General features: G+C 73.4%; 15 protein-coding genes. 4 read left to right on the forward strand and 11 right to left on the reverse strand.

Features of this window, described 5'->3' with window-relative positions:
* Positions 1-36 precede the first annotated feature (36 nt).
* On the reverse strand, positions 37-2982 hold the full coding sequence (gene leuS, locus ACIBBF_RS05205; protein WP_397411756.1) for a leucine--tRNA ligase: 2946 nt from the start codon (positions 2980-2982) through the stop codon (positions 37-39).
* A gap of 138 nt (positions 2983-3120) precedes the next feature.
* On the opposite strand from leuS, the gene ACIBBF_RS05210 reads away from it, so the two are divergent.
* On the forward strand, positions 3121-4494 hold the full coding sequence (locus tag ACIBBF_RS05210; protein WP_397411204.1) for an alkaline phosphatase family protein: 1374 nt from the start codon (positions 3121-3123) through the stop codon (positions 4492-4494).
* 15 nt (positions 4495-4509) lie between these two features.
* Here the strand turns inward: ACIBBF_RS05210 and ACIBBF_RS05215 are convergent, their stop codons facing one another.
* From ACIBBF_RS05215 to ACIBBF_RS05235, 5 genes are all read right to left on the reverse strand, one after another.
* Positions 4510-4914 (reverse strand): PPOX class F420-dependent oxidoreductase, encoded by a 405-nt coding sequence (locus ACIBBF_RS05215; RefSeq protein ID WP_397411206.1) that lies wholly within the window; start codon positions 4912-4914, stop codon positions 4510-4512.
* Between the two features lie 12 nt (positions 4915-4926).
* The gene (locus ACIBBF_RS05220) at positions 4927-5574 is read right to left on the reverse strand and encodes a vitamin K epoxide reductase family protein (protein ID WP_397411208.1); all 648 of its coding nucleotides are present in this window, start codon (positions 5572-5574) and stop codon (positions 4927-4929) included.
* Positions 5575-5631: 57 nt separating this feature from the next.
* Positions 5632-6825, reverse strand: a complete 1194-nt coding sequence (locus tag ACIBBF_RS05225) for an MFS transporter (RefSeq protein WP_397411210.1) — start codon at positions 6823-6825, stop codon at positions 5632-5634.
* 78 nt (positions 6826-6903) lie between these two features.
* Positions 6904-7632, reverse strand: coding sequence for a metal-dependent transcriptional regulator (locus ACIBBF_RS05230; RefSeq protein WP_397411212.1), 729 nt, complete (start codon positions 7630-7632; stop codon positions 6904-6906).
* Between the two features lie 9 nt (positions 7633-7641).
* Positions 7642-9303, reverse strand: coding sequence for a metallophosphoesterase (locus ACIBBF_RS05235; RefSeq protein WP_397411214.1), 1662 nt, complete (start codon positions 9301-9303; stop codon positions 7642-7644).
* Positions 9304-9410: 107 nt separating this feature from the next.
* Between ACIBBF_RS05235 and ACIBBF_RS05240 the strand changes: the two genes are divergently transcribed.
* On the forward strand, positions 9411-9884 hold the full coding sequence (locus ACIBBF_RS05240) for a hypothetical protein (protein WP_397411216.1): 474 nt from the start codon (positions 9411-9413) through the stop codon (positions 9882-9884).
* A 17-nt stretch (positions 9885-9901) separates the two neighbouring features.
* On the opposite strand, the gene ACIBBF_RS05245 is transcribed toward ACIBBF_RS05240, so the two are convergent.
* Together ACIBBF_RS05245 and ACIBBF_RS05250 are read right to left on the reverse strand one after the other, a co-directional pair.
* On the reverse strand, positions 9902-10705 hold the full coding sequence (locus tag ACIBBF_RS05245) for a Ku protein (protein WP_397411218.1): 804 nt from the start codon (positions 10703-10705) through the stop codon (positions 9902-9904).
* A gap of 44 nt (positions 10706-10749) precedes the next feature.
* Positions 10750-11004, reverse strand: a complete 255-nt coding sequence (locus tag ACIBBF_RS05250) for a glutaredoxin family protein (RefSeq protein WP_397411758.1) — start codon at positions 11002-11004, stop codon at positions 10750-10752.
* A 206-nt stretch (positions 11005-11210) separates the two neighbouring features.
* On the opposite strand from ACIBBF_RS05250, the gene ACIBBF_RS05255 reads away from it, so the two are divergent.
* Entirely contained in the window at positions 11211-13757 is a 2547-nt protein-coding gene (locus ACIBBF_RS05255) for an ATP-dependent DNA ligase (protein ID WP_397411220.1), read from the forward strand.
* A gap of 68 nt (positions 13758-13825) precedes the next feature.
* A complete protein-coding gene (locus tag ACIBBF_RS05260) occupies positions 13826-14749 on the forward strand; it encodes an NADP-dependent oxidoreductase (protein ID WP_397411222.1) in 924 nt (307 codons plus the stop codon).
* 26 nt (positions 14750-14775) lie between these two features.
* Here the strand turns inward: ACIBBF_RS05260 and ACIBBF_RS05265 are convergent, their stop codons facing one another.
* The 3 genes from ACIBBF_RS05265 to ACIBBF_RS05275 form a co-directional block, all read right to left on the reverse strand.
* Positions 14776-15189 (reverse strand): VOC family protein, encoded by a 414-nt coding sequence (locus ACIBBF_RS05265; protein WP_397411224.1) that lies wholly within the window; start codon positions 15187-15189, stop codon positions 14776-14778.
* A gap of 209 nt (positions 15190-15398) precedes the next feature.
* A complete protein-coding gene (locus ACIBBF_RS05270; protein WP_397411226.1) occupies positions 15399-15806 on the reverse strand; it encodes a hypothetical protein in 408 nt (135 codons plus the stop codon).
* Between the two features lie 37 nt (positions 15807-15843).
* A complete protein-coding gene (locus ACIBBF_RS05275) occupies positions 15844-16347 on the reverse strand; it encodes a hypothetical protein (protein WP_397411228.1) in 504 nt (167 codons plus the stop codon).
* Positions 16348-16509 lie beyond the last annotated feature (162 nt).

The following is a 16509-nucleotide window of genomic DNA, read 5'->3' on the forward strand; positions in this document are numbered from 1 at the left end:
AGAAGAGGGCGAAGATCCAGCACTCAGCGAGGTGGGTCAGGCCGGGACGATGTTGACCAGGTTGGGGGCCCGGACGATGACCTTGCGCACGCCGCGGCCGTCCAGGAACTTGACCACGTTCGGCTCGGTCAGGGCGGCCGCCTCCAGGTCCTCCGACGAGATGTCGGGGGCGACCTCCAGGCGGGCGCGGACCTTGCCCTGGACCTGGACCACGCAGGTCACCGTGTCCTGGACGAGGTACTGCTCGTCGGCCTCGGGGAACGGCTCGTGCGCCAGCGACTCCTCGTGCCCGAGCCGCGACCACAGCTCCTCCGCGATGTGCGGCGCGATCGGCGCCGTCATCAGGACCAGCGGCTCCACCGCCGCACGCGGCACGGCGGGCAGGCCGGTGAGGTGGTTGTTGAGCGTGATGAGCTTGGCGATCGCCGTGTTCGGCCGCATGTTCTCCATCTCGGCGCGGACGTCGGCGATGGTGCGGTGCACGGCCCGCAGGGTGGCGGTGTCGGGCTCGTCGTCGGTCACGGTGAGCTCACCGGTCTCCTCCGAGACGACGTTGCGCCACAGCCGCTGCAGGAACCGCTGCGACCCCACCACGGCGCGGGTCTCCCACGGGCGCGACAGGTCGAGGGGCCCCATCGACATCTCGTAGACGCGGAACGTGTCGGCGCCGTACTGCTCGTACATCTCGTCGGGCGTCACGACGTTCTTCAGCGACTTGCCCATCTTGCCGTACTCGCGGTTGACGGGCTGGCCCTGCCACGTGAAACCGGACTGCTCGTCGCCCTCGACCTCCGCGGCCGGCACGTACTGGCCGCGCGAGTCGGTGTAGGCGTACGCCTGGATGTAGCCCTGGTTGAAGAGCTTGCCGAACGGCTCCAGCGCGGTGACGTGGCCCAGGTCGAACAGCACCTTGTGCCAGAACCGCGCGTACAGCAGGTGCAGCACCGCGTGCTCCACGCCGCCGACGTACAGGTCGACGCCGCCGGCCGGGCCGGACGTCGGGTTGTGCCGCGGCCCCAGCCAGTACTGCTCCAGCTCCGGGAGCGCAGCCGCCGTGGTCTCGGCCGGGTCGAGGTAGCGCAGGTAGTACCAGCACGAGCCGGCCCAGTTGGGCATCGTGTTGGTGTCGCGGCGGTATGTCCTGGGCCCGTCGCCCAGGTCGAGGGTGACGTGCACCCAGTCGTCGTTGCGGCCCAGCGGCGCCTCGGGCTCGGAGCTCGCGTCGTCGGGGTCGAAGGTGCGCGGCGCGTAGTCGGGCACGTCCGGCAGGTCGACGGGGAGCATCGCGTCCGGGATCGCGACCGGGCGGTCGTCCTCGTCCCAGACCACCGGGAACGGCTCGCCCCAGTAGCGCTGGCGGCTGAACAGCCAGTCGTTGAGGCGGTAGGTGGTGGTGCCCTCGCCGATGTTCTTGCTCTCCAGCCAGGCGATGATCGTCGCCTTGGCCTCGGCGACCCCCAGGCCGTCGAGCGAGATCTCGTCGTTCGAGGACCGCACGGCGACGCCGTCGCCCGCGTACGCGCCGGTGTGGTCCTCCGGCAGGCCGCCTTCCGGCTCGACCGTGTGGATCACCGGCAGGTCGTAGGCCTCGGCGAACGCGAAGTCGCGCTCGTCGCCGCCGGGCACGGCCATGATGGCGCCCGTGCCGTAGCCCATGAGCACGTAGTCCGCGGTGAACACCGGGATCTGCGTGCCGTTGACGGGGTTGACGGCGAGGTGGCCGGTGAACACGCCGGTCTTCTTGCCGGCGTCGGCCTGACGCTCGACGGCGGTCTTCGCGGCGGCCTCGCGCCGGTAGGCGGCGACGGCCTCGACCGGGGTGTCGTACCCGCCGGTCCACGCGGAGCGCGTGCCGTCGGGCCAGGCCGCGGACACCTCGTCGAGCAGCGCGTGCTCCGGGGCCACGACCATGAAGGTGGCGCCGAACAGCGTGTCGGGGCGGGTCGTGAAGACCTCCAGCGTGCCCGCCGCACCGGCCGGGTCGCCCTCGGCGGTGCCGACCACGTCGAACCGCACGTTGGCGCCCACCGACCGGCCGATCCAGTTGCGCTGCATGGACTTGACCTTCTCGGGCCAGTCGATCAGGTCCAGGTCGTCCGCCAGCCGGTCCGCGTAGGCGGTGATGCGCATCTTCCACTGCCGCAGGCTGCGCTGGAACACCGGGAAGTTGCCGCGCTCGGACCGACCGTCGGCGGTGACCTCCTCGTTCGCGAGCACGGTGCCCAGGCCGGGGCACCAGTTGACCGGCGAGGAGTCGACGTACGCGAGGCGCTGGCCGTCGATGACGTCGCGCTGCTCCAGCTCACTGAGGGCGGACCAGATCGCGCCACCGGTGTTGTCGCCGTCGTGCCCCGGGACCGGGCGCGTGCCCGCGGCCAGCTCCGCGCGCAGCTCCGAGATGGGCCGGGCACGGCCCGAGCCGGCGGACGGGCCGGGGCGCTCGGCCTCGGCGTCGTACCACGACTCGAAGATCTGCAGGAAGATCCACTGCGTCCACCGGACGTACCCGGGGTCGATGGTCGCGAACGTACGGCGCGGGTCGTGGCCCAGGCCGAGGCGGCGCAGCTGGCGCCGCATGTTGCCGATGTTGGCCTCGGTGGTGACGCGCGGGTGCTGCCCGGTCTGGACCGCGTACTGCTCCGCGGGCAGGCCGAACGCGTCGTAGCCCAGCGCGTGCAGCACGTTGTCACCGCGCATGCGGCGGAACCGGCCGGTCACGTCGGTGGCGATGTAGCCCAGCGGGTGACCCACGTGCAGGCCCGCACCTGACGGGTACGGGAACATGTCCATGATGAAGTACGGGTCGCCCTGCGCCGGGCTGCCGCCCGGCCCCGTAAGTCGCCCCTGCGGGTTCGCCGCGTGGAACGTGCCGCGCTCCTCCCAGATGTCCTGCCAGCGCAGCTCGATCTGCTGCGCGAGGGCCGGGGTGTAGCGGAAACGGGGCTCGTCCGGGGACGTGGTGCGCTCGGGTGCGTCGGGCATTGTCACGGCTGCGAGTCTACCGACCGCGACGGCCACCGGCCTCGGTTGTCCACAGGTACGAGGGTTCACCCGACATTCGCCCCCGCCTCCCCCGCAGTTCTCCGCCCGGGTGCTCGAATGGCCCGCATGATGCCCTCGTTGCGAAAGACCCTCGCCGCCAGCATCGCCGCGGCCGTCGTGTGGACGGCCTCGACCACCGCGGCGGCCACGCCACCCGCCGCGAGCACCGACGGCCAGAGCACCCGGAGCAGCACCGCACCGGCCCACGGCCGGGCCGACCACGTCGTCCTGATGGCCCTGGACGGCTTCGACGTCGAGTACCTCGACCTGGTCCGCTCCGGCGCCGCGGAACCCGATGCCGCGGCTCTGCGGGGCTCGCAGGCTCACTCCTCAGCCGCGGAGATGCCGAACCTCCAGCGCCTCCTGCGCCGGGGCAGCGTCACCACGTCCACGGGCGTGATGACCTCGATCACCAACCCGTCGTGGTCGTCGGTGGCCACGGGCGCGTGGCCCGCCACGCACCGCAACACGGCCTACTGGTTCGACACCGCGACCGGCACGGCCCGGGGTCAGCAGCGCGACCTGGCGGTACCGACGATCGCCCAGTCGATCCGGGAGCAGGGCGGCACCGTGTTCTCCGCCCAGTGGTTCATCCTGCAGAACTACGGCGTCACCTTCGGCGACCCCGACGGCCTCTACACGCAGCCCGGCGGCGACTGCTCCCGCCGCACCGACGACGCCGTCGCCGTGCTGCGCGGCGAGCCCGTCGACTCGGGCGGGCAGCAGGTGACGACGGACGGCGTGCCGGACCTGGTCGCCGTCTACTGCGACGTGCTGGACGCGATCGGGCACGACGGCGGCGACGCCGACCCGCGCATCCCCGCCGCCCTGACGGACATCGACCGGCAGCTCGGCCGGATCGTGCAGGCCACCAAGGACGCGGGGGTCTACGGCGACACCGCGTTCGTCCTCACCGGCGACCACGGCATGACCACGTTCGACAAGGGCTTCGGCGCCGAGGGTCTCGCCGCGATCGAGGCGGCCGGCTTCACCCCGCAGATCCTCACCAGCGGGCAGACGCCGGCACCCGGCACCGACGTGGTGATCGTCGTGGGCGGCGTCGCGGACGTGCGGATCATCGGGGAGCGCGCCGGCGACCCGGCCGCCGTCCGCCGGCTGGAGCGGGCGCTGCGCGGGCTGCCGCAGGTGCGGGACGTCCTCGACGAGGCCGACCAGCGCCGCCTGCGCATGAGCCCGGGCTACGGCGACCTGGTCGTGGAGCCGGAGCCCGGCTGGTCGTTCGGCGCGACCCCGGCCGACGCGGCGGGTCGGCACGGCGCGACCACGGAGCTGCACGTGCCGCTGGTCCTGGCCGGTGCCGGTGTACGGCCCGGCGTGCACCCGCACGACCCGCGGCACGTCGACGTGGCGCCGACGATCTCGGCGCTGCTGGGCTACGCGCCGCCGTCGGGCAGCGAGGGGCGGGCGCTGCGCGAGGCGCTGCGTCCCTGAGCCCGCGGTGCGGCGCTATGCGGCGCCCGCACCGTCCCGCACGATCTCGATCTCGATCCCGACCGCGGGCCCGCCGTGCCTGCGGGGACGGCCGAGCAGCAGCACGAGCGTGAACCAGCGGAACCGCAGCCCGTACTTCGCGGCCATCGCGCGCCGCGCGGTGCGCAGGTCGGCCGAGGGCAGCACGCGGGCCGTCCCCGCGTGCCACGGCCCGTGCGGCTCCCCGTGGACGTCGGACGGCGCGACCTGCACCCGCGGGTCGCGCCGGATCCGGCGGACCTTCCAGGACCGGGCCGGGGTGTACCCGTACAGCCGGCCCGCGTGCGGGGCGAGCCACACCGGCGTCGTCACGCCGGAACCGTCGGCACGGAAGGTGCGCAGCGCGAAGTACTCGTCCGGGGGCGGATCGAGCCGGGGCACGTCAGCGGCAGGTCAGAACGAGTCGACGAGCGGTCCGCCCACGGCGAGCAGCAGCCACGCCACGGCGGCCACGTAGCCGATCACCAGGATGACGTGCTGGTTGCCCACGATCGCGTCCCGCAGCCCGGCGGCCACGCGCAGGTCTCCCGACCGCACGCCGCGCACGATCTGGTACCACAGGAGCGGCCACATGATGGTCCACACGACCATGCAGTAGGGGCACAGCGCGACGATCGAGTAGAAGCTGGTCCACATCAGGAAGAACACCAGGCCCTGGCCCAGTACCGTCCCGACCAGCAGCGACACCCAGTACCAGCGCGGCAGGCGGGTGCCGAGCAGCAGCATGACGCCCGTGGTGACCACCACGGGGAACGCGGCGACGCCGATGTACGGGTTGGGGAACCCCAGCAGCGCGCCCTGCCACGAGTCCATGGCAGCGCTGCAGGTGACGAAGAGGTTGATCGAGCAGGACGCCGTCCGGTCCGGCTCGACGAAGGCCAGGTACTTCTCCCAGGCCAGCGCGAAGGACGCGACGAACCCGATCCCCCCGAGCACGACCAGGAGCAGTCCCATGGTCCGCGGGCCGGGCCCGGTCCCCGCGGCGACGTCGTGCTGGTCGTTGGTGTCCGACGACGTCGTGGTCGCCCCGGTATCAGTCACGCGCCACACGGTACCGGCGCAGCCTGGAACATTCCTGGGACCAAGGTCCCGGAACCGTCACAAAGTTCCGTCCGCCGGCTGGTGGACCACCCGCTGCCGCCCGAACGCCAGGATCATGCCCAGCCCGAGCAGCGTGACGACGAACCCGGCCCACGCGGGCGCGAGGTAGCCCCACCCGGCGTCGATCACGAGGCCGCCGAGGAACGCCCCGGCACCGTTGGCCACGTTGAGGCCCGCGTGGCACAGCGCCGCACCGAGCGACGGCGCACCCGGCGACAGGTCCATCAGGCGGGTCTGGAAGGCGAGCCCCAGGATCTGGGACGTGACCCCGAGCAGGAAGAGGGACACCAGGGCGGGCACGACCCAGCCGCCGGTGAGCGCGAACAGGACCAGCGACGCCGCGGTGGCGACGAAACCGGTCAGGACGGCCCGCAGCACGCCGTGGTCGGCCAGCCGTCCGCCGATCTGGGTGCCCACCGTCATGCCGACGCCGAACAGGGCGAGCACCCAGGGCACCGCCCCGCCGGGCAGCCCCGTCACCCCGGTCATCGTGGGGGCGACGTAGGTGTAGACGGCGAACATGCCGCCGAACCCGACGGCGCCCGCCACGAACGCGAACCAGAGCGGCGCGTTGCGCAGCGTCGCCAGCTCGGTGCGCACCGAACGGCCCGCGCCGCCCGCCCCGGCGGGCACGAGCCGCCACAGGCCGAGCACCGTGACGAGCCCGAGAACCCCGATCAGCAGGTAGGAGACCCGCCAGCCGAAGACCTGCCCGACCCACGTGGACAGCGGCACACCCACGACGTTCGCGATGGTCAGGCCCGTCATCATCGTCGCGACCGCCCGGCCGCGCTGGGCAGGGCCGGCCACGGCAGCCCCCACGGCCGCACCAACGCCGAAGAACGCGCCGTGCGGCAGCCCGGCGAGGAACCGCCCGGCCACGAGCCAGCCGATGTCAGGGGCGGCCGCGGACAGGACGTTGGCGACCGTGTAGAACCCCATCAGGGCCAGCAGCAGCCGCTTGCGCGACATCCGCGCCGCGGCCACGGTCAGCAGCGGCGCACCCACGACGACGCCGAGCGCGTACGCCGTGATCGTGTGCCCCACCTGGGGGTCGGTGGCGCCGAGGTCGGCCCCGACGTCGGGCAGCAGGCCCATCGCGGCGAACTCGGTGGTGCCGATCGTGAAGCCGCCGACGGCCAGCGCGACGAGCGCGGGCGCGGCGGAGCGCATCGAGGTGCTGGTCGCCATGGGGTCTCCAGGAGGTCGTATCGATTCGAGGGGAGCGTCGGCGACACCGGCGACGAGCAGGGAGGAACTGCGGACAGACTACTCCTGCGACACCCACACGCGGGAGGCCGCCAGCAGTCCCAGGTCCGCCACCCGCTCGACGGGCCGCGGCTCGGCGCCGGGCGCGTCGGGGTCCGGCACGGGGCACGTCCACGTCACGGCGACGGTGCCGGCGAACTCGCGCCGCGTCGTCACCTCGACCCGCATGTCCAGGTCCATCCCGAGCTCGGCGAGGTAGCGCAGCGCCTCGGGGTCGGCGTCGGAGATCCGCACCACCGTGCCACCCTCACCCGCGTGCATGGACGACAGGGGCACCGCCGACGGCCGCACCACCGTGCCGTCCGCGCTCGGGATGGGGTCGCCGTGGGGGTCGCGCGTCGGGTTGCCCAGCCGCTCGGCCATGCGCTCCACGAACACGTCGGAGACCGCGTGCTCCAGGACCTCCGCCTCGTCGTGCACCTCGTCCCAGCCGTACCCGAGCTGGCTCACCAGGAACGTCTCCAGGAGCCGGTGCCGGCGCACCATCACCAGGGCCAGCCGCCGGCCGTCGTCGGTCAGCCGGATCGCGCCGTACCGCTCGTGCTCGAGCAGGCCCTGGCCCGACAGCCGCCGCACCGTCTCCGACACCGTGGAGGCGCCCACCCCCAGCCGGTCGGCCAGGTGCTTGGTGGTCACCTTCTCGTCCGACCACTCCTGGGCCGACCACACCGCCTTCAGGTAGTCCTGGGCGACGGGCGTCAGCTCGGCCGGGTCGGTAGCGATGTCCACGCCCCGAGCCTAGTTGCCCGACGGCGACGACGACGGGGCCGAGCCGGCGCCCGGGAGGTCCCCGGGTGTGTCGTCGGGCACCTCGTCCGGCACCGGCGCGGCCGGCGGGATCGCCTGCCGCTCGCCCACGAACGCCTCGCCCTCGGTCGTGACCTCCACGAGCTGCCAGTCCACGAACTGCCGACGCTCCGGGTCGAACCTCAGCACCGTCATCTCCGACGAGTCCCGCAGCGGCCCCACCGACGTGTTGCCCTTGGTGGCGCCGCCGGTGCTGGCGTTCACGTACCGCACGCCGTACCCGACCGCGTCCGGGCCGATCCGCGTGTGCATGTGCCCCGAGACCTGGAACGGCACGCACCCCGACTCCAGGGCCGCGTCCCCGACCGCGGGCTGGTGCACCATCAGCAGGTCGACCCGGTCCTCCCCGGTGTACCCGCCCAGGCCCGGCTCCCCCGCCGCCTCGCACGCGACGTCGCGCAGCCGCTCGCCCGCCTGCTCCGGCGTCTCCTCGCGCGCCATCACGGTGCCGCCGCCGATCCGCGTCTCCAACGGGTCCCGGTCGCCCAGGATCCGCACGCCCTCCACCTCGACCACCTCGCCGTCGAGCACGATCTGGCGGTTGGCCAGCTCCGTGGCCGTGGTCAGACGCGAGTCGTGGTTGCCGTCCGCCACCACGAACGGGACGCCGTCCGGCACCGCCGACGCGAACGAGTCCACGCACACCGACTCCACGCTCGTGCCGTTGATGGTGGTGTCCCCGGCGTTCAGCATGACGTCGGGCGCCAGGCTGTCCGCGAGGTCCCGGATCAGCGGCGTCATGCCCGTGTTGCAGTGCAGGTCCGAGACCAGCAGGAACGTGACGTACTCGGGCGTGTCCGGGCTGCCCGACGGCGACGGTCCCGCCTCGGCGGCCTCCTGCTCGGCGACCCGCGCGTCCCACGCCTCCATCAGCCGCTCCCGCGCCCCCGCGTAGAACACCTCGTTGGCCTGGTAGGTCTCCACGAGCTGACCGCTGTAGGTGTCGATCACGCTCGCGAGGCGGCCCGTGATCCGCGCCCCCTCCAGGGCCGTCCCCTCGAACACCGCGGAGGCCGGCAGCGCGGCCCGCTCCTCGGGCCCGGCGCTCGCCGTGGCGGTCGCGGCCACGAGCACGACGACGGCCACCCCGCCGGTGATCTCCCAGGTGCGGCCCGCGAGAGTGCGGGCGAGCTCGCGACGCCGGACCGCGCCCAGCAGCGCGCGCACGCCGAAGGCTGCCGCGACGAGCACGAGCGCGGCGACGCCCGTGCCGCGGACGGCGTCCCAGGCGAGCGCCCACGCCACGGTGCGGACCGTCTGCTGCGGGGTGTCGAAGAACTGGAGGTACCCGTCCAGGTCGCCGGCCAGGGCGTCGAAGCTGGCGGCGTCCACGGCCGAGAGGTCGGCGGGGATCTCGTGCACGGTGATCCGGACACCGAGGGTGAGCGGCAGCGGGGAGTCGGCGACGACGGTGCCGAGCGGCCCGAGGTCGGCGACGAGCCGGTCCTCCGCGGTGATCGCGTACGTGGCCTCGTGCGGTCCGAGGCTGAGGTCGGCCCTCGCCGTCGTGATCCCGTAGGTCAGGCAGGCGACGGCGGCGAGGACGCCGGCCAGGGTCCGGCGCAGCCAGCGGGGTGGGACGGAGCGAGTCATCGTCCCCCACCCTTTCACGGGACCGCCGCGCACACCTCCGTCAGGCCGAGCCGTGTCAAACCGCACGTCAGGCCGCACCGCCGGACGTGGGACGGCACCATGGGCCCGTGTTCGTGCTCAGGTCCGTCTGGCGGCCGACCGCGCCCGTGGAACGGGTCTGGTCGATGCTCGCCGACCCGCGGTTCACCTGGCCCGACTGGTGGCCGGGACTGACCACCGCCGCGACCGGTCCCGCCGTCGGGCCGGACGGGCTGGCCGCGCCCGGGGCGTGGGCGGTGCTGCAGGTGCGCAGCCCGCTGGGCTACGCCCTGCGGTTCCGGCTGGAGCTCACCGAGAGCGTGCCGCCGTCCGACGCCGGGCCGGGCCGTGCGCGGCTGGACGTCTCCGGGGACCTGGCGGGGCGGGCGGACGTGACGGTCGGCCCCGGTCGCCCCGGCACCGAGGTACGGCTGCTGTGGCAGGTCTCCCCCGGCCCGGCCTGGCTCCGGGCGGCGGCGCGGATCGCCCCGGCCCCGCTGACCTGGGCCCACGCCAGGGTGATGCGCCGCGGCGAGCAGGGCCTGTCGGCGCACCTGGGCTGAACCGTGCGTGCCGGGCGTCAGCCGGTCCTGCGCGACTTCTTCGCGTCCGCCACGCTGCGCTTGAGGGCCTCCATGAGGTCCACCACCTCGGCGCCCTCACCCTCCTCGGCCGCCTCGCCGAAGGTCTCCGCGGTGTCCAGGGTGTCTCCGGCCTCGAGCTTCGCGTCCACGAGCTTGCGCAGCTGCACCTGGTAGTCGTCCTCGTAGTCCTCGGGCGTGAAGTCCGCCTCGAAGCTGCTGACGAGCTGGGCCGACATCGACAGCTCCTTGTCGGTCACCTTGGCGGGCTCGTCCAGGGACGGGAACGCGGCCTCACGGACCTCGTCGGCCCACAGCAGCGTCTGGAGCACGAGCACCTCGTCGCGCACCCGCAGCGCCGCCAGCCGGGTGCGCTGCCGCAGCGCGAACTTCACCACGGCGGTGCGGTCCGTCTCCTCCAGCGTGCGACGCAGCAGCACGTACGCCTTCGTGGACTTGGAGTCCGGCTCCAGGTAGTAGGTCCGGTCGTACATGATCGGGTCGATCTGCTCGCTGGGCACGAACTCGACCACGGAGATCTCCCGGTCCCGCTCGGCGGGCAGGTCGGCGAGCTCCTTCTTGGTGAGCACCACCGTGCGCTCGCCGTCGTCGTAGGCGCGGTCGATGTGCTCGTACGGCACGACCTCGCCGTCGAGCTCGCAGACGCGCTTGTACCGGATGCGGCCGCCGTCGGCGTCGTGCACCTGGTGCAACGGGACGTCGTGGTCCTCGGTCGCGCTGTACAGCTTGACCGGAACGTTGACGAGACCGAAGGTCACGGCACCCTTCCAGATAGCCCTCATCCTTCTATGGTGCGCCCCAAGAGCACGACATGCCCAGGTTCCGGTCAGAGACCCGCGCGGTCCAGCTTCGCCGCGAGCTCGGCGTTGGTGGGCTCCACGAGGTGCTCACCGTCCGGGAAGACCAGCACCGGGATGGACTTGCGGCCGGTCAGCGCCTCCGCCTCGTCCGCCCGCTCGGGCTGCGCGACCAGGTCGACGTACACGTAGTCGACGCGGCGCACGTCCAGCACGGCCTTGCTGCGGCGGCAGTCGCGGCACCACTCGGCGCCGTACACCGTGAGCTGCTGCGGCGGGGCCACCGACGGGGCGGGCACGACGGCCGTCCCGAACGGGCCGCCCACGAGGTCATCCGAATTCACTCGCCGGAGCCTAACGGACCTCCCGGGCACCCCACGACACCCGCCGCCGCGGCCCCGGGTACCGCCGCGCCCCCGCGTGCGCCCCGCACCCGGTCCGACGAGCGCGAACGCGAGCGAGCGGACGCGACCGGCGGCACGATGGTGTGATGGCGCCCACGCAGCAGACGGTGCAGGTCGACGGACACCGCCTGCGCCTGAGCAACCTCGACAAGGTGCTGTACCCGGCGTCCGGCACCACCAAGGGCGAGGTGCTGCACTACCTGACCCAGGTGGCGCCCGTACTGCTCCCGCACGTGGCGAACCGTCCCGTGACCCGCAAACGGTGGCCGGACGGCACCGGCGGGCAGATGTTCTTCCAGAAGAACCTCGACGCCTCCACCCCCGACTGGGTCAAGCGCCGGTCGATCCAGCACAAGACGTCGTCCAACGACTACGCCCTGGTCAACGACCTCGCGACGCTGACCTGGCTCGGCCAGACCGCGACCCTGGAGCTGCACACGCCGCAGTGGCAGTTCGGCCGCACCGGCGCCCGGCTCGACCCGGACCGCCTCGTGCTGGACCTCGACCCCGGGCCTGGCGCCGGGCTGCCCGAGTGTGCGCAGGTGGCCCGCTGGGCCCGCGAGATCCTCCAGGGCATGGGCCTGGAGCCCTACCCCGTCACCTCCGGCTCCAAGGGCATCCACCTCTACGCCGCCCTCGGCAAGGCCGCCGACACCCGCCTCGGGTCCGACGCCGTCTCCGCCGTGGCGCACGAGCTCGCCCGGTACCTGGAGGCCGAGCACCCCGACCTCGTGGTCAGCGACATGAGCAAGAAGCTGCGCGCGGGCAAGGTGCTGGTGGACTGGTCGCAGAACAACGGCAGCAAGACCACGATCGCCCCGTACTCCCTGCGCGGCCTCGACCAGCCCTGGGTCGCCGCCCCCCGCACCTGGGCCGAGCTCGACGACCCGGACCTCGCCCACCTCACCGCCGACCAGGTGGTGGAGCGCGTCGCGACCGACGGCGACCTGCTCGCCCCCCTCCTGGAAGGGCACCGCGCAGCCCTCGAACCGACACCCGAGCGGCTCGCCACCTTCGACAAGCTGGAGACCTACCGCGCCAAGCGCGACCCCGAGCGGACACCAGAGCCGTTCGGCCCCACCTCCGGCACCGAGGACCCCGCCGGGGACGAGCCCACCTTCGTCATCCAGGAGCACCACGCCCGCCGCCTGCACTGGGACTTCCGCCTGGAGCACGACGGCGTGCTCGTGAGCTGGGCCCTGCCCCGTGGCGAGCCCACCGACCCGGCCAGGAACCACCTCGCCGTGCAGACCGAGGACCACCCCCTGGAGTACGGCTCCTTCGAGGGCAGCATCCCGGCCGGCGAGTACGGCGCCGGTGAGGTCACGATCTGGGACGCCGGCACCTACGACCTGGAGAAGTGGCGCGACGACGAGGTGATCGTCACGCTCCGCTCCGACCGGCGCGGCGCCCGCCGCCTGGCCCTCATCCGCACCGGCGGGCGCGACGGCGACGCCGAGAACAACTGGCTGATCCACCTCACCAAGGCCCAGCCGGGCGACGGACGCCAGGACCACGCGGCACACGCCGAGCCCGCCTCCGCGTCCACGCGGCGGGCCGAGCCCGGACGTCGAGCCGAGCCCGGGCAGGCGGCCGACCCCGCGCAGCAGGCCGCTCTCGAGAAGGCGGCCCGCGCACGCGGCCCCTGGCGCGCGATGCTGGCCACCGCCGCCACCGACGGCGAGCTCCGCGAGCCCGACGAGTGGATGTTCGAGATGAAGTGGGACGGGTTCCGCACGCTCGCCCACGTCGAGGACCCGGCGACCGTGCGCCTCGTCAGCCGCTCCGGCCAGGACCTCACCGTCACGTTCCCCGAGCTCGCCGCCCTCGCCGCCCAGGTGGACCCCGACCGCCTCCCGGTCGTGCTCGACGGCGAGATCGTCGCCCTCGACCGCGCCGGCCGCCCCGACTTCCGCCGCCTCCAGCAGCGCGCCAACCTCCGCAAGGAGCACGACGTCGCCCGCGCCCGGGCCCGCGTCCAGGTGGACCTCATGCTCTTCGACGTGCTCCAGGCCGACGGCGCCGACGTCACCGGCCGCCCCTGGACCGAACGCCGCGAGCTGCTGGAGTCGCTCGTCACGCCCACGCCGCCCGTGCACCTGCCGCCGGTGTTCGAGGGCGACCTCGACGCCGCCCTGAAGACCTCGCGCACCCTGCGCCTGGAGGGCGTCGTCGCCAAACGACGGACCTCCACGTACACCGGGCGGCGCTCGCGGGAGTGGCTGAAAGTCAAGCACAGTGCCACCCAGGAGGTCGTGGTCGTCGGCTGGCGACCGGGTCGGGCCGACGCGGCGGTCATGGGCTCCCTGCTCATGGCGATCCCGGACGACGACGGCCTGCGCTACGTGGGCCGGGTCGGCACCGGGTTCAGCGAGCGGGAGCGCCGCGAGATCACCGCACGGCTGGAGGGCATGGCGCGCAAGACACCCGCCGCGTCCGGCGTCCCCCGCGAGGACGCGTCGGACGCGCACTGGGTGACGCCGCGCCTGGTGGGCGAGGTGACGTACGCGGACTGGGCCGAGGGCGGCGACGGCGCCTCGGGCGAGCGGCGGATGCGGCACTCGGTGTGGCGCGGCTGGCGCCCGGACAAGTCGCCCGAGGACGTGCAGGTCGAGCACCCGGGCGAGGCGTGACGCTTGGCACACTTTTTGTGACCTCGTCCGCGCGCCGTGCCCGGCGGACCCGGCGTACCGTCGCTGACATGCGAGCGATCACCTACTCCGACTTCGGCGACGCGGACGTGCTGCGGCTCACCGAGCAGCCCGACCCCCACATCGGCCCCGACACCGTCGTGGTACGCGTCCGGGCCGCCTCGGTGAACCCGGTCGACTGGAAGATCCGCGAGGGCCGGCTCCACGGCCTGATCGACACCCACTTCCCCGCGATCCCGGGCTGGGACGTGGCCGGCGTGGTCGAGCAGGTGGGCCTGGACACGCCCGAGCTCCAGGTGGGCGACGAGGTGTACGGCTACGTGCGCAAGGACACGGTCCAGGGCGGCACGTTCGCCGAGCTCGTGGCCGCGCCGGTGCGGACGCTGGCCCGCAAGCCGGCGTCGCTCAGCTTCGAGGAGGCGGCCGCGGTGCCGCTGGCCGGCCTGACCGCCTATCAGGCGATCGAGCGGTCCGCGGTCGGAGAGGGCCGGACCGTGCTGGTGCACGCCGCGGCCGGCGGCGTCGGCGCGTTCGCCGTGCAGATCGCGAAGGAGCGGGGCGCCCGGGTGATCGGCACCGCGAGCGAGCGCAACCACGAGTTCCTGCGCGGACTGGGCGCCGAACCCGTCACCTACGGCGACGGCCTGGCCGACAGCGTCCGCGCCCTGGCCCCCGGCGGCATCGACGCGATCCTCGACTTCGCGGGCGGCGGCGCCGTCGCCGCGTCCGTCGGCCTGCTGGCCGACGGCGGCACCGTCACCTCCGTCGCCGACCCGACGGCCCGCTCCGAGCACGGCGGGCAGTACGTGTGGGTGCGCCCGTCCACGACGGACCTCGACGCGCTCACCGCCCTGTTCGACGCCGGCCGGCTCTCGGTCGAGGTCGCCGAGGTCTTCGACCTGGCCGACGCCGCCGACGCGCACCGGGCCAGCGAGACGGGCCACACCCGCGGGAAGATCGTGGTCCGGGTCTGACGGCCCGAGGTGCGGGCGCGGTCCCGTCAGGTGTCGGCGGGCTCGGCGGTCGCGATCTCGGCGGGCGAGCGCAGCACGCAGAACTCGTTGCCCTCCGGGTCGGCGAAGGTGACCCATCCCGAGCCGGGCCCGTAGATCCCGCGGTGGTCGGCGACGACGGTCGCACCGTGCGCCGCGATGCGCTCGATCTCGGTGTCCCGCAGGTCGGCGCGAGGGCGCAGGTCGAGGTGGAGCCGGTTCTTGGCCGACTTGCCCTCCGGGACCTCGATGAACAGGATGTCGACCCCCGCGCCCTCAGGGTCGGTGATCATGCACTCCTCGTGCCCCGGAAGGTTGGGGTCACCGGGCACGTCCTGGTACCCGAGCACCGGCTTCCACCACTGGGCGAGCGAGTAGGCGTCGGAACAGTCGACGGTCACGTGCGAGACGAAGGAAACCATCCCCGGACCCTGCCACACACTCCCACCCCACCCCACCCATTTCCGCCCCCTCCGGCCGTGGCCGTGGCCAGGGCCGTGGCCGGAGCAGGATGGTCGGCAGAAGGTCAGGTGATCGGCAGCCCGGGGTACCGATCACCTGACCTTCTGCCGACCATCCCTTCCGCGCACCGGCGGTGCCGACCATCCCGTCCGCGCATCAGGAGCGATGGTTACCTCCATCCGCGCGGCAGGGGTGGGGGCGGGAGGTCTCGGGGGTGCGGGGGCTCGTCGGGCGGGGGTGGGAGGTGGCGGCCGATCCTGGCGAGCGCAGTGGCCGGGCCGTCCGACGCGGTGACGCGAACCACGGTCCAGCGCTGGTCACGGAGATAGTCCTCGCGCCGCTTCTCGTCGAACAGCGCGCGTCCGGCGTCGTGCCGGGGGCCCAGCGCACCCTGCGTGTACTTCACCCGACCGTCGAACTCGGCCAGCAGCCGGAACTGCTCCCAGCCCAGGTCGGCGCGGAACTCACCGTGGGGTGTGGGCACGCGGAGCTGCGTCATCGGGCGCGGTAGCCCGGCGCGCAGGACGAGGTAGCGCAACCAGCTCTCCCACGCCGACTCCGCCCCCGCATCGGCCATCGCCAACACCAGGAGCGCACGACGGCGACCTCGCGGATCACGTCGGCCCACGACGGACTCCCGGGCAGCAGCCAGGTCCGCACCGAGAGCGCGCGTGGTCCGCGATCACCAGCGCGAGCAGCGGGTGGAGCGACAGACAGCAGTCCGCGACCGTCCGGACCAGGCTTGTCACGGACGCCGCGCCCACCACGGTCCGTTCGTGCTCGCCCAGCGTCAGCCGGTGCCGGGCGATGTCCCGGGCCGACGCCGACGACGCCCGGTACGCCTGCACCACGTGCACACGCTCCGGCAGCTGCCAGAGCCTCAGGCCGTGCAGCAGCGCAGCCGACTCGTGGCTCACCACCGCACCGCGAAGCTGGGAGCTCACCGCGAGGACACGAGCCGTCGCCCGTTCGGTCGCGTCCCGGTACCGGTCGGCAGAAGCAGGCCGCTTGCCGCGGTAGGCGCCCCGGCGGATCTTCTCCATGCGCTCGTCCCGCAGCGCGCGACGCAACGCCTCTCGGTCGTGGTGCCGGGCGAGGATGATTCCCGTCTCGTTCATGCAGCGACGATCACCCACCCCGTCGCGCCACGCCCACCCGGATCACGCCCCCTGTGCACAACACAAGCCCGCGCCGCCCTGTGGAGGACTTCCCGCACCGGTCGGCAGAAGGTCAGGCGGTCGGCAGAAGGTCAGGTGATCGGCACCCCGGGGTGCCGATCA

The organism is Promicromonospora sp. NPDC050880 (assembly GCF_044456525.1).
GTDB lineage: Bacteria > Actinomycetota > Actinomycetes > Actinomycetales > Cellulomonadaceae > Promicromonospora.

Coding starts and splice junctions, on each gene's coding strand:
- ACIBBF_RS05270 (WP_397411226.1), bottom strand. CDS start 15,806: ATGGCCGATGCGGGGGCGGAGTCGGCGTGGGAGAGCTGGTTGCGCTAC.
- ACIBBF_RS05245 (WP_397411218.1), bottom strand. CDS start 10,705: ATGAGGGCTATCTGGAAGGGTGCCGTGACCTTCGGTCTCGTCAACGTT.
- ACIBBF_RS05235 (WP_397411214.1), bottom strand. CDS start 9,303: ATGACTCGCTCCGTCCCACCCCGCTGGCTGCGCCGGACCCTGGCCGGC.
- ACIBBF_RS05225 (WP_397411210.1), bottom strand. CDS start 6,825: ATGGCGACCAGCACCTCGATGCGCTCCGCCGCGCCCGCGCTCGTCGCG.
- ACIBBF_RS05275 (WP_397411228.1), bottom strand. CDS start 16,347: ATGAACGAGACGGGAATCATCCTCGCCCGGCACCACGACCGAGAGGCG.
- ACIBBF_RS05255 (WP_397411220.1), top strand. CDS start 11,211: ATGGCGCCCACGCAGCAGACGGTGCAGGTCGACGGACACCGCCTGCGC.
- leuS (WP_397411756.1), bottom strand. CDS start 2,982: ATGCCCGACGCACCCGAGCGCACCACGTCCCCGGACGAGCCCCGTTTC.
- ACIBBF_RS05265 (WP_397411224.1), bottom strand. CDS start 15,189: ATGGTTTCCTTCGTCTCGCACGTGACCGTCGACTGTTCCGACGCCTAC.
- ACIBBF_RS05260 (WP_397411222.1), top strand. CDS start 13,826: ATGCGAGCGATCACCTACTCCGACTTCGGCGACGCGGACGTGCTGCGG.